The sequence below is a fragment of the Micromonospora zingiberis genome (assembly GCF_004331455.1).
Taxonomy (GTDB): Bacteria; Actinomycetota; Actinomycetes; order Mycobacteriales; family Micromonosporaceae; genus Micromonospora; species Micromonospora zingiberis.
The window spans coordinates 121,702-133,867 of the sequence record NZ_SJJR01000002.1 but is presented as its reverse complement, the minus strand read 5'-3'; the positions used below and the strand labels follow the sequence as shown (position 1 = coordinate 133,867).

At 69.5% G+C, this 12,166-nt stretch carries 9 protein-coding genes and 1 tRNA gene; 2 read left to right on the top strand and 8 right to left on the bottom strand.

Features of this window, described 5'->3' with window-relative positions; all coding sequences use genetic code 11:
* Positions 1-3 precede the first annotated feature (3 nt).
* The 3 genes from ahcY to E0H26_RS03600 are packed head-to-tail and all read right to left on the bottom strand — an operon-like array spanning position 4 to position 4,917.
* Positions 4-1,452 (bottom strand): adenosylhomocysteinase, encoded by a 1,449-nt coding sequence (gene ahcY, locus E0H26_RS03610; protein WP_131300781.1) that lies wholly within the window; start codon positions 1,450-1,452, stop codon positions 4-6.
* Complete coding sequence (locus tag E0H26_RS03605; protein ID WP_131300779.1) at positions 1,445-3,982, bottom strand: lantibiotic dehydratase; 2,538 nt, start codon at positions 3,980-3,982, stop codon at positions 1,445-1,447. The genes ahcY and E0H26_RS03605 overlap by 8 nt, the downstream gene beginning before the upstream one ends.
* Positions 3,979-4,917 carry a PHP domain-containing protein gene (locus tag E0H26_RS03600; RefSeq protein ID WP_131300777.1) on the bottom strand — a complete coding sequence of 313 codons (939 nt, stop codon included), beginning with the start codon at positions 4,915-4,917 and terminating at the stop codon, positions 3,979-3,981. The genes E0H26_RS03605 and E0H26_RS03600 overlap by 4 nt, the downstream gene beginning before the upstream one ends.
* Positions 4,918-5,746: 829 nt before the next feature.
* Between E0H26_RS03600 and E0H26_RS03595 the strand changes: the two genes are divergently transcribed.
* Positions 5,747-6,049 (top strand): helix-turn-helix domain-containing protein, encoded by a 303-nt coding sequence (locus tag E0H26_RS03595; RefSeq protein WP_131300774.1) that lies wholly within the window; start codon positions 5,747-5,749, stop codon positions 6,047-6,049.
* Between the two features lie 388 nt (positions 6,050-6,437).
* On the opposite strand, the gene E0H26_RS03590 is transcribed toward E0H26_RS03595, so the two are convergent.
* Together E0H26_RS03590 and E0H26_RS03585 are read right to left on the bottom strand one after the other, a co-directional pair.
* Positions 6,438-6,513 (bottom strand) — tRNA-Arg (locus tag E0H26_RS03590).
* Between the two features lie 195 nt (positions 6,514-6,708).
* The gene (locus E0H26_RS03585; RefSeq protein WP_131300772.1) at positions 6,709-7,899 is read right to left on the bottom strand and encodes an IS110 family RNA-guided transposase; all 1,191 of its coding nucleotides are present in this window, start codon (positions 7,897-7,899) and stop codon (positions 6,709-6,711) included.
* Between the two features lie 530 nt (positions 7,900-8,429).
* Between E0H26_RS03585 and E0H26_RS29520 the strand changes: the two genes are divergently transcribed.
* Positions 8,430-8,990: a hypothetical protein gene (locus tag E0H26_RS29520; RefSeq protein ID WP_206024864.1), complete on the top strand. Its 561-nt coding sequence runs from the start codon at positions 8,430-8,432 to the stop codon at positions 8,988-8,990.
* A 398-nt stretch (positions 8,991-9,388) separates the two neighbouring features.
* Here E0H26_RS29520 and E0H26_RS03575 read toward each other — a convergent pair whose 3' ends face one another.
* From E0H26_RS03575 to E0H26_RS03565, 3 genes are read right to left on the bottom strand one after another with little or no spacing between them, the layout of a single operon-like run.
* On the bottom strand, positions 9,389-10,696 hold the full coding sequence (locus tag E0H26_RS03575; protein ID WP_131300770.1) for a hypothetical protein: 1,308 nt from the start codon (positions 10,694-10,696) through the stop codon (positions 9,389-9,391).
* Positions 10,689-11,840, bottom strand: coding sequence for a hypothetical protein (locus tag E0H26_RS03570; RefSeq protein WP_131300768.1), 1,152 nt, complete (start codon positions 11,838-11,840; stop codon positions 10,689-10,691). The genes E0H26_RS03575 and E0H26_RS03570 overlap by 8 nt, the downstream gene beginning before the upstream one ends.
* A 6-nt stretch (positions 11,841-11,846) precedes the next feature.
* On the bottom strand, positions 11,847-12,158 hold the full coding sequence (locus E0H26_RS03565; RefSeq protein WP_206024862.1) for a hypothetical protein: 312 nt from the start codon (positions 12,156-12,158) through the stop codon (positions 11,847-11,849).
* Between the last annotated feature and the right edge of the window lie 8 nt (positions 12,159-12,166).

The window sequence follows — 12,166 nt, the reverse complement described above, 5'->3', positions numbered from 1 at the left end:
GGGTCAGTACCGGTAGGTGTCGGACTTGAAGGGTCCCTGCACCGGAACGTTGAGGTACTCGGCCTGCTCCTCGGTGAGGACGTCCAGCCGCACCCCGAGCGAGTCGAGATGCAGCCGCGCCACCTCCTCGTCCATCCGCCGGGAAAGCAGGTGGATGCCGATTTCGAGGCCCGGCGTACGCTCGTACAGCTCCAACTGCCCCATCACCTGGTTGGTGAAGGAAGCCGACATCACGTACGACGGATGGCCGGTCGCGTTGGCGAAGTTGATGACCCGGCCGTCGCCGAGAACGATCACCGAGTGACCATCCGGGAAGACCCACTCGTCCACCTGCGGCTTCACCTGCGCACGCTGGATGCCCGGGTATGCCGCCAGGCCGGCGACGTCGACCTCGATGTCGAAGTGGCCGATGTTGCCCACGATCGCGAGATGCTTCATCCGCGCCATGTGTTCGGGGCGGATGACCCGACAGGCGCCGGTGGCGGTGACGAAGAAGTCCCCCACCGGGACGATCTCGTTGAGCGTGGTCACCTGGTAGCCGTCCATGGCGGCCTGCAACGCGCAGATCGGGTCGATCTCGACGACCACCACCCGCGCCCCCTGCCCACGGAACGCCTGGGCGCATCCCTTGCCGACGTTGCCGTAGCCGACCACCACGGCGACCTTGCCGCCGATGAGGACGTCGGTGGCCCGGTTGATCCCGTCGATGAGCGAGTGCCGGCAACCGAAGTGGTTGTCGTACTTCGACTTGGTCACCGCGTCGTTGATGTTGATCACCGGGTAGAGCAGCTCTTTGCGCTCGTGCAGGCGGTTGAGTCGGACCATCCCGCAGGTGGTTTCCTCGGTCACGCCCCGGAGGCCGGCAACCATGGTGGTCCACTGCTTCGGTCGTTCGGCCAGGGTGGCGGCGAGCATGCGCAGCATGGCGGCCTCGTCCCCGGTACGCGCGGTGGCCGGGTCGGGCACGAAGCCGTCCGCCTCGGCGGCCAACCCGGTGTGCACCGCCATGCCGAAGTCGCCGCCGTCGTCGATGACCGAGTCGGGACCGCCGCCGTCGGGCCACCGCAGCGACTGCTCCGCACACCACCAGTACTCGTCGACGTTCTGCCCACGCCAGGCGAAGACCGCCGGCCCGGTGGGCCGCTCCGGTGTCCCGTCCCGGCCGACCACCACCGCTGCCGCCGCGTGGTCCTGGGTGCCCAGCACGTTGCAGCCCGACCAACGCACGTCGGCACCGAGGTCGATCAGCGTCTCGATGATGACGGCCGTCTGGACGGTCAGGGCCAGGAATCCGCTGATCCTCTTGCCCGCAAGTGGCCGGGACGGCGCGTACCTGCGGCGCAGCGCCATCAACCCGGGCATCTCGTGCTCGGCCCACCGGATCTCCACCCGGCCGGCTCGCGCCAGACCCAGGTCGGCGATCCGGTAGTCGGCCTCGTCGTTGCTAGCCATGTGTCCGCACCTCCTCTTTCGTCCGGCGGACACCGGACCGATCCGCGGTGAACAGTGCACATCTGATCTCGCTGGTGAACCGCCGCCCGTCGCGTTGAAGCCAGAGCTGTCGCGGGCCGGGCAGCATCTCGCTGAGCTGCATCACCCCGGTTCCCGTGCGGGCCAGCCGGAACAGCTGCCGCACCAGCAGCGGGGCATCGAGGTCCACGAACACCGGCTTCGGCTCGTGCGCCACCTTGGCGAACACGAACCGGGGCAGCCGGTACCGCTCCCGCAGGCGGCAGGCCGCGTAGAACTCGGCGGCGTCGCCACGCTGGCGGGCCGCGCCGGGGCCGGTGCCGACGAACTCCTGGGTGGGGATGTGCCACCGCTCGCGTTGCAGCACCACCCGGCCGGCGCGGATGCGTGGTACGTGCGGCAGGTGACCGGCGTGCAGGCCAAGGCCGCCGAGTCGGCGCGGAAACGCGAACGGCGCGAGCGGGTCCAGTCTGATGCTGGGGCCGCCGCTCGGCGGCGCGAGCAGTCGCAGCCGTCCGGGCACGCCCTCGGCCCGCAGCTCGATCCGGGATCCGAGCTGAAGGTAGAGGCGATCCGGGGTGATGACCTCCGCCCGTGGCCGGGACGAACGACCGTAGATCTCCAGATCCGGCATCGGCAACGGGACCCGGTTCGCGGTCTTGTCCGGGTGGCTGCGGGCGAGGTCGCAGACGAGTTCGTCCGGCTCCACCAGGCCGCGGTACGCCGCCGCCACCTCCGCCACCACCTCCGGTGCGCGCTCGCGGACGAGTGCGGCGAAGCTGGTGTGGGTGAGCAGTTCCCGCGTCGCGTGGCAGTCACCCACGACCGCCAGGAACTCCCCTCGCGCGAACGCCGACGCGTCCTCGGCGGCCAGCATGATGTCCGGGTTGCACAGCGCGGGCGGCCCGGATGGGCATCGGGCCAGGAAGGCGTCGAGCCTTTCCCTGGGTACGGCGACCTCAGCCGCCTCGGGGTCGGGCGAGCCGAGCAGCACCTCGGTCAGGTCCCGGTCGAGCTGGTCCAGTTCGGCGTCGATGACGTCACACCGGCGTGACAGGCTGTCCCGGTCGGCGAAGTAGGCCGCGTAGAACTCATCCAGCGGCACCTGTGCGCCGGGTCCGAAGCGTTCGGTCAGCCAGTCCGTCAGCACCGCCGTCTCACGGATCATCCGCAGCCGGGGGCCGGCCAGCGCCAGCTCGTACACCGGCGCCAGTTCGTCCTCGACGAAGTCGACGGCCTCGCGCCCCAGCACGAAGTCGCTGACCGCGCCGTGGCACTCCTCGAACAGCACCGACCGGTCGGCGTAGTGCCGACCACTGCCCCGGTTCGCCGCCTCCCCGGTCACCGTGCCGAAAAGTTCCTTGACCCGGGCCAGCGCGGCCGGACGGTCCGCTGGCGTGGTGTCGGCCATCGCCCTGGTCGCCTCGTCCAGGGCGGCGAGCGCCGCCTCGGCCTCGACGTCCTCGGTGATCGACTCGCGCAGCGCCGCGAGCGGCTCCGGTACCCCGATCGGCACCTCGAACCGGGCGACGAGGATGTCCTCGACGGTCAGTGACTCCAGGGCGGCGTCGAATCCAGCGACGCCCCGCCGGTCGAACTCCGCACGCAGCTGGCCAACTGTCGTTTCCGCGTCGGCCAACTCGAACAGCAGTCGCTCCGCCCCGCTCAGTGGCCGCTCGGCGACCTGACGGAAATGCCAGTCGGCCGACAACCCCGCTTCGCTGGTGAACGCGTAGAGGTGCACGGCGCCGTCGCGTAAGAACGCCAGGGGACGGCGTCGCACCGTGACCCGGTCCCGCTGCTCGGGCCGTACCGACAGGTTCGCCGCCACCCGTTCCGCCGCCCAGTGCGAGAAGAACGTCCGTCGCTCGGGCTTCGCGGCGGCCCAGGCGACCCCCGACACGTCCCGTGCCGCACGGCCCACGGTCAGCGGACCGAAGTGCGAGTGGGTCTCGTTCTTGGTGCCGAACCTTTGCAGGTAACGGATGAGCAGGTCGGTCATCTTGCGGCCCCGACGGGACATCGGGTCACCGGGGGCGTCCAGCCAGGCCGTGAAGTGCGGGAACTGCGCGTCGTTCGAGAGCAACATGGCGTCGCGCAGCAGGGCGTCAGTGCGGAAGGTCGTCGTCAACCTGGTCGCGGCCTCGGCGAGGCGCTCGTCGTGACACCGCTGCCAGGACCGCCAACCGTGGTCGAGCCGGACGGCGGCATCCTGATACCGGCGCAGCACCGGGCCGACCGGCTCCGGCAACCGTCGGCGCAGGTCGGCGAGCCGCACCTCGTCAAGAGGGCGCAGGAAGCCGAGCCAGGACGCGACGACCACACGGTCTGGCAGCGCCGCCGCGCGGAACGACCGTTTGAGTTCCTCGGCAGCCGCCCGGGCGATCGACTCGGCTTCGGTCAGCTCGGCGGCATCGAGGACCGCCCTACTGTCGGCGTACTCGGTGACCATCTCGAACGGGAAACCGGCCTGGCGCAGCACCAGCACCGGCAGCAGGCGCCAGGAACTCATCGTGCCCCCGCAGCGACGGTCGGCCGCGCCTGCTCAAGTCGCGCAACGATGTCGAGCGGATCGGGCGCGTCGACCGGTACCAGGCCCGGCTCCGGTGCCCACGGCTTGAGCCGTACCCCATGGTGGTCCGAGCCCTGGGTCGGGACCAGCTGGTGTTTCTCGCACAGCCGGTGCAGTCGGTCGATCTCCGTGGGGTCGTGCCACGTCGTCCACACCTCCACCCCGGTCACCCCGAGTTCCACCAGCTCGGCGAAGCGGACCGGCAACTCGTCAGCGGCGAACGCGCGGGCAGGATGGGCCAGTACGGTCACCCCACCGGCTCCGGCCACCCAGCCGACCACGTCGGCGAGCGCCGGCCGCCAGGGATACGGCACGTGCAGCGGCTTCCCCGGCCGGCACCAGTCCTGGATGAACGACGCGTGCTCGCCCATGGGATAACCGGCGAAGCGGGCGTCCCCCGTCGCTGCGCCTAGGAATAGGTCCAGGTAATCGCCACGGTAGGCCACCCGGTCGGCACCGAACTTCTGCGCCGCGAGGGTCCAGTCGACCGGCACACCGGTAACCCGGCCGGCCTGGTCGAACCAGTCCCGCCACCAGGCGACCTCGGCGCGGCGGACCTCGTCGACCCGGGCCCGCAGCGCCCGCTGCGACGGGTCGACGAAGTACGCCAGGCAGTGCAGCTCATGCCCGCGCCACGTGACGGTCAGCTCGCACCCGGGAATGGCCCGAACGCCACCCTCCTCGGCCACCGCCGCGAACTCCGCCACCCCGTCGAGGGTGTCGTGGTCGGTGCAGGCAGCGACGCGCAGACCGGCTGCGATGCACCGACGCGCCAGATCGCCCGGGGACTCGTCGCCGTCGGAGAAACGGGAGTGCAGGTGAAGGTCCACGATGGTGGGCTGGTCGGCGACCGCCCGTCGACCTGCGGCCGTCATCGAATGGCGATCCTGGCCGCACAACTTCCGGACATCGGCCGTCCCGGCCCAGGTCGAATCACATCACCCATCGTCATCTCCCCCGTGGTGATCACGTCGGTGTGCCGACGTGCGAGCGGGCGGCATGAACCGGCCCGGGACGCCGCGCCTGCTACCGGCTGACGGGCGGCGTCACCCACGAGCGACGGTACGGGGACTGCGGTGGCGCGCTCAACGACCTGACCCGCTATATCGATAGCTTGCATGCGGCCTTGCGGTGAGCGCTGATCGCCTACTCAGTCAGCCGACGTGACCACGACCATCGGCCCGACGGTCGCTGGCTGCTGCTCGGCGACGACCAGACGTGCGTGAAGGTTCCAGCTCCACCGCCCCGCCGTCTCCCTCGTGCGGTCGAGGTGATCCATCAGAGGGCGGCCGAGACTGCCGCAGTCCGCACCGCGTCTCGCGTGAACCCTCGTGAATGCATGATCGAGAGGCCGTTCCCGTCCGGGCCAAACCCCGAGCAGCAGACGGTAGCGTCCCTCGACATACCTGGTTTCACCGGCGCTTCCCACGCCAGGCGACGGGACAGCGAAGGCCACCAGCAGCCCTTCCACCACTTGCCAGCAGGGGGTTGGTGGCTCCCGCGCGACCGACCATTGACAGCGGTCGCAGATCGCGGCTTATCCTGCTAGCGGATCGGACCAGCTGTGAGGAATCGGAGCAATCGCCCACGCACACCCGCGTACGGCGTATCGGTGACCTGGGTTCCTGTGAAAGCCGGATCCGCTCGGTCATCGACGCAGTTCCTGACGGCGTGATGAACGAATAAGTTAAAACGGGGGACAGTATGCACGAGCGAGAGCTCAGAGCCTTCGCGTTGATCGCCGAGATTGGACGGATGGACCTAGCCGCAAAGGAACTAGGCTATTCCCAGCCGGCGGTCAGCTACCAAATCCGTTGCCTTGAACAGTCGCTCGGTGCGCGCCTGTTCAACCGCGACTCCACCGGCGCGAGGCTGACCCGCGAGGGGCAGATGATCTTACCCTCGGTCCGCGCCCTGCTGGTGCTGATCGACAACATCAAGCACATGAGCGACCGCAGCTTGCGCGAGAACGAGGATCGGCGCCCCGTCGTGGCCCTTCGAAACTAGTCGACCACCAACGAGACCGCCGGGCGACCTGGTTCACCGCCAGCTGCCCGGACCGCCGGTCCGGACCACTGCCCGAAGCACTTCCGGTGGACTTCATCCCGACCTGCCCTCCACGGCACCAGCGCCGGTCGCTGGTGCCGTGGAGGAAAAAGTACGGCGACGCAGAGCAACGAATGCCTCCGCACAGCGGATCGAAGTTGGCACCGACCACCATCGGCAGAACGTAGGCCGAAGCAAGGCCCGCAAAATCGCGGATGGTCGGCCGCGCCTACGCCCCTGATCAGCCCCCCTGTCGCTGAACACCTGGACACCAGTCGGGCGCAGGTACAAGCGATCGGACACGACGGCCTGGCAGGCGGATCAGTGATCGATGATCAAGGCTGTGACCTGGTGCCCCCGGCAGGATTCGAACCTGCGACACACGGTTTAGGAAACCGATGCTCTATCCCCTGAGCTACGAGGGCGCGAGGGCACAGTCTAGCGACCTGGGGGTTCACCTGGGGTGGCAGGGAGCGGCCCACGTTCACCCCCGTTCCCCGGACCCCTGTTCGCCCAGCCCAGGACCACAGCCCGAGTCTCCATGTGACTCCAGATGATCTTGACGGGCAGGGTGGAGCGGCCGGCGGGACCGGGGTCGCGTCGGCGGGGAGCGTGCTGGTTCAGGCTGCGGCGCGGATCGCTGGTGCCGGTCGGGTGAATGTCTTACGGTCACGGACGAGTGCCCAGAGAACGTCGACGCGTCGCCGGGCGAGGGCGAGTATGGCTTGCCGGTGGTTCTTTCCTTCGGCGCGTTTCTTCTCGTAGTAGGCGCGGGAGGTGGGGCATTCCCTGGCGGCGGTGAACGCGGCCATCCACAGAATGTGCCGCAGCCGACGGTGAAAGCGACGAGGCTGCCGATGGTTGCCGGAAACCGTCCCGGAGTCGCGGGAAACAGGCGCCAGGCCGGCGTGGGCGGCGAGTTTCGCAGGGCTGTCGTACTCGGTCATGCCGGCGGTGTGCACCAGCAGTTCGGCGGTGAGCAGGGCGCCCATGCCGGGCAGACTCCCGATGATCGGCGCCAGCTGGTGCTGGTCGAGCTGCTCGGCGATGAGGTCGTCGACAGCGGCGATGCGCTGCTCCAAGGCGAGGATCTCGGTGGCCATCTGCCCGACGACTACGGCGGCGGCCCGTTGGCCGGGCAGGGTGACGGTCTGCTGCCGGGCGGCGGCGACCATCGCCTCGGCGACCTGGATGGCGTTCTTGACGTGGCCGCGCCGTAGCAGGGTGGTGATCCGGTCGACGCCGGCGTGCCGGATCGCGGCCGGGGTCTGCCAACAGGCGAGGACCATCATCGGGCCTTTGCGGTTCAGGTCGACCGCCCGTTCCAGGGCGGGGCTGATCCCGGTGAGTAGCTCCTGTAACCGGAAGAGGGTGGCGACGCGCTGGCCGACGAGATCGGCCCGGTAGCCGGTCAGCACGGTCAACTCGGCGAGGAGCCGGTCAGACGGTTCCAGGATCGGGATGTCAGGACGCATCCGGATGGTCTGCGCGATGACCACCGCGTCGCGGGCGTCGGTCTTGTTCTCCCCGGCGAACGCGGCGGCCATGTGGAACGCGACGGTGCCGGAGACGTAGCGAACCTGCACCTGCCGCCGCCAGAACAGGGTCAGCAGCAGCGCCGACAGGCCGGTGGTGACGTCGACCGCCCAGCAGACCGGGCGGCCGTGCGTCGACACCTCGGCCATGACCGCCAGGAGAGCGGTCTCGTCGTTGGCGACCCGGCGGGAGTAGACGAGCCGACCGTCGCCATCAACGGCGGCGACGTGGTGGTGGGTCTTACCGATGTCCACGCCGATCCACAGCTTCGCCACCCTCGCGCCTCTCCTTCATTCGATCGAATTTCTGTCGGGCCCTGGTCTGTGGGTTCGGATTTGCCGGCACCTTCTACCAATGCGAACGCAGGTCGCGGGTCTCCATCAGCGGTCTACCGAATCTCGCAGACGATGAAGCGGCGGGTGGCATCTCCTACCGTCAGCCAAGCAATCTCGGCGAAACACACGCAGCCATACCCACCGCTCCCGAGCATCGGGGTCTACGGCCAGGAGGGCCGCGCCCGTTCAACCAACGCGCCCCCGAGGCGGGAGCGGGCGGCACCTCGAAGCTCAGCCACGATCACGGCGTAACACACACAGCCATCCCCACTCCCGGCCCCGCGGGCACGGCGACCCCAGCCTCCCACCGTCGCTGGCCGGCGCCTCGGACACGAAGTGCGAGACCCGGGGATCGATCGAGCGCGGGGAAGGCGTACGGCGTGACTGCCCATAACGGGGGCGCGGGGCCGCCGCTCCGCAACCGGCCTGATTCCCACGCCAACCGTCGCTGCAGCGGCTTGAATGGCGGTGTGCAGGTCAGCAAGGACGGGCGGGACTGGCGCATCGGCGCCGCCGCCGACGTGGGCTGGATCGCTGGTCACACCACTGCCGGCGTCTCGATCACCACCGCCATCCCGCCGGTCTTCGACGCCTACGCCACCACGTACCAGGCTGACGACGTCACCGCCGCCGCCTACGAGCAGGCCCTGATCGAGGACCTCATCACACACACCCCTGACCAGTCCTGGTGGCTGGCCTACCTCGACACCGGCGCCCACGACGTCGTCTTCCCCCACGCCCCGAGGGTGTTCCTCTACTGGAACTGGCCGTACGTGCTGGTCGAGGCCGGCCCCGAGCAAGCTCTCACCTGGCGCACCGGCGGTCACATCCGCCACCCGCACGGCGCGCTACCCGACCTCTTCTTCCCCGCCGACCGGTCATGGCTGGTCTCCGCGCTCTGGGACGACACCTGGACCTGCGTCGGCGGCCCGGCACCACTGATCCACACCCTCGAACGCGACCCGGTGGCCAACGCCCGCCAGATCCGACCCGACGAAGACGCGCTGCCACCGGGGCTGGCCCGCGAGTGAGACCGAACGCCCAACCTCCTCGACATGGCCTACGCCTACCGGACCCCGGTTCGGGTTCGGCCAGGATCTGGCGGGCGACGAGTCGGGTGAGCTTGGCGTGCATCCGGTCGGATTGAGGTTCCATTCGCCTTGGAGGCCGGCAGCGAGCTGCTGGCTCGTGTCCTCGTCGGCTTGGACCAGGCGGGGCGATCGCCGGCACCGTGTTCCCACCGGAGACGCGAGCACGACCATCGCTCGCCGGCGTCGGACGGGTGAGCTGGTCTCCCCGGCGGGTGATGCTGAGCAGCTGCTGACCTTGGTGGCCACCGAGCCGCCGCACACGTACAAGATTTGCCACCGCCACAGTTTCGTGCGGGGCGCGTTGGCGATGCGGCGGTGTCCTGCTGCACTGTGCGGGTTCATCCGGTCGTGGCGGCGACCGTGTGTCCGAGGGGCCGCAGCATGCGGCGGAACTGCGGTTCGTGTTCGGCAGCCACGGCGAGGTGCCGGTCGCCGACGAGGGTGCACAGGCGGCGGAGTTTTGGGTCGCGGGCGATGAGGGTCGCGAGTGGGGCGTCGGCGCATTCGATGAGACGGACGAGGCCGAGGTCGCGGATCCTCGTGGCTCGGGTGGTCACGTCATCGACCAGGACGGTCAAGGTTTCCGGCAGGTCGTGCGTTGTTCGGTCAGCGAGGAAGGTGACGAATGGGCCGAGCTGTCGGCCGGTTTCGATCGCGGTGAGGAGCGTGTCGGCGCGGATCGTCCAGACCCGGTCGCTGGTGCGTTCGGCATGGGCGTCGAGGATGAGCCGGTCAGCGGCGGTGGGGTCGCCGACGGCGACGATGTCCAGGGTGGAGAGGACCTTGAGGGTCCGCTCCGGCGCCGCAACGTTGTCCACCGGCCGGTAGTCGTCGGCTAGGCCGAGGGCGTGGGCGCCGAGTGGGTTGAGGCGGATGGCGAGGAGGCCGTCGTAGCGGCTGAGGTAGTCGAGGTCGTCGGCGCCCCAGTTGTCGTGGTAGTCGGTGCGGGCACCGGCGGGGTCGGTGTACTCGATGTCGATGAGGCCGAGCGTCGCCGCGTACTCGAACAGTACGGCGAGGGTGTAGCGGCCTTCGAGGATCGGCCAGTCCGCGAATCCGCTGTAGCCGAGGCTGCCGTACTGGGGGTCGACGAGGTACAGCTTCCACAGTCCGCGTTCGCTGCGGGCAACGGTCGGAGAGGTTTCTCTTCTGCGGCGCATTGTGGAGAACAGGTCGTCGATGGTGATCCACTCGTCGTGCGGGCAGGCGGCGAGGGCGGTGGCGACGGCCTTGCGGCGGTTCTTGGCTGAGGTGAGGACGTTCGCGGCGCGTTGGCCTTTGATCTCGTCGATTCGGTTGAACTCGTCGAGGACGGTGGTGGTGACCCAGGATCGCCAGAGCCGTCGGACCGTCGCGGCGGCCGGCTTGGCCAGGGCGGCGCGTCCCCGGTCGGTGAGCTGCAGCCGGGCGCCGGCGAGTTCGGCCAGCCCGCCGGCCTGGAGGATCAGCGGCCACGCGAACGCCGCGATCGGCTCGTCGGGGTAGAAGTCGCCGCCCTCGAGTACGTCGGCGATGGCGGCGACGGCGGTGGCCGCGGGCCGCCGGGTCGTCTGGCTACACCGGAGCCGACCGGTGGCCACGAGGTGCAGCACGGCGTGCAGGTTGGTCTGGGCGGACGCGGCGGTCGCCCGGATCTGTTCAGGCATCCAGACCTGCCAGGTCGAAGCGTTCGAGCAGGCTGGGCTTGCGGGCGTGCACCGTCCGTAGCTCGGCCAGCCGCCGCTGGAACAGCCCGCTGTCCGCGTCGCGTTCGCCGAGGTCGCGTAGGTCGACGAGGAGTTGAACTGCGGTGTCGTACTCACGCGGCTTCTTTGTGGCAATCAAGGTGTCCACCTGCTGCCAGGCGGCGGGTTGGTCGACCGCGAGGGTGTCGAGGTGTCGTTGCCGGGCTGCTGCGGCGGACCGTTCCTGGCGTACCCGGTCGCGTTCGCGCTGGTCGGCGTCGCGGCGTTCTCGTTCGGCGCGCAGGTCAGCGGCGGTGGCGAGCAGGTCCCCGGCGGTGCGGGCGGCCGTCGGGGTGGACGCGTCGGTGTGGTGCGCGTCGCGGTATCGGCGCAACAGTTGGCTGCGTAGGTGGCTGTCGCCGCCGGTGATCAGGTCGGTCAGGATGGCGTCCTTGTCCCGGGCGGGCAGTTGGACGACCCAGGTGCGTAGTTCCGTAGGGGTCGGTTCGCTGGCTGCGGCTGGCGGAGACCCGGCAGCCGCGGCCATGATCAGGTCGGGGTCGATGCGGAGGAACTGGGCGACGGCGGTGAGGGGCGCGTCGAGGGTGCCCAGTCCGGCTGGGATGGGCGGTTCGGGCTCGTCGTCGGCGATGTCCTCCGCCTGTACGCAGTGGAGCCACCCCAGGTACAGCAGGCGCAGGTCGCCGGCGGCGAGGCTGGCCCGGATCGGGATGATCGAGGCGAGCAGGCCGTGACCGTCGAGGTCCCACTCGTAGGTGCCGTCCTCGTCCTCGCTGTGCAGGTCGATGATGACGTGCTTGCCGGCGGTCCTGGCAGACGCGCTGCCGCCCTGGCAGTACTGGGCGACTGTGGCGGGGTCGAGCACGTGTTTCGGTAGCCGCAGCATGAGCTGGCGGGTACCCCAGTTCGCCAGGTACAGGTGCGCGTCGAAGTACCGTGCCATCAGCTTGCGCGGATCGCCCTTGAAGTCGCCCCACTGATAGGTGTTGACGAAGCTTGTGGCGGTGATGTCGGCCCGGGTGGACAGCGACCGCAGTTCGGCCTGCTCCCGGATGGTGAGGGGCCGGTCGACGGCGGTGAACTCGTAGTACTGGTACTCGCTCATCGTGGCCTACCTCCCGACCCAGTGACGGTAGGCGTCGATCCACGCGGCGCCGTCCGGCGCGGGGGTGGGTAGCGGCAGGTCGAGTATGCCGATCCTCTGCCGGTGTCGGCCGCGGGCGCAGACCGCCACGATGCTGTCGGCGGTCAGGTCGATCTTCCGCACGGTGACCTCGACGCCGAGGACGGTGGTGGTGAACGGCACCGCCAGATGCTCCTCGATCATGGTGAACAGGCCGGTGAGCTGTTCGTCGTCGCCGCACGCGTCGACGGTCGCTTCCTCGATCATCGCCTCCAGCGCGGCGTTACCCTTCGATGCCATCGGCGGAG

What these genes read in the sequence shown, in the direction of transcription:
- ahcY (WP_131300781.1), bottom strand. Translation starts at nt 1,452, where the DNA reads ATGGCTAGCAACGACGAGGCCGACTACCGGATCGCCGACCTGGGTCTG.
- E0H26_RS03605 (WP_131300779.1), bottom strand. Translation starts at nt 3,982, where the DNA reads ATGAGTTCCTGGCGCCTGCTGCCGGTGCTGGTGCTGCGCCAGGCCGGT.
- E0H26_RS03600 (WP_131300777.1), bottom strand. Translation starts at nt 4,917, where the DNA reads ATGACGGCCGCAGGTCGACGGGCGGTCGCCGACCAGCCCACCATCGTG.
- E0H26_RS03595 (WP_131300774.1), top strand. Translation starts at nt 5,747, where the DNA reads ATGCACGAGCGAGAGCTCAGAGCCTTCGCGTTGATCGCCGAGATTGGA.
- E0H26_RS03575 (WP_131300770.1), bottom strand. Translation starts at nt 10,696, where the DNA reads ATGCCTGAACAGATCCGGGCGACCGCCGCGTCCGCCCAGACCAACCTG.
- E0H26_RS03570 (WP_131300768.1), bottom strand. Translation starts at nt 11,840, where the DNA reads ATGAGCGAGTACCAGTACTACGAGTTCACCGCCGTCGACCGGCCCCTC.
- E0H26_RS03565 (WP_206024862.1), bottom strand. Translation starts at nt 12,158, where the DNA reads ATGGCATCGAAGGGTAACGCCGCGCTGGAGGCGATGATCGAGGAAGCG.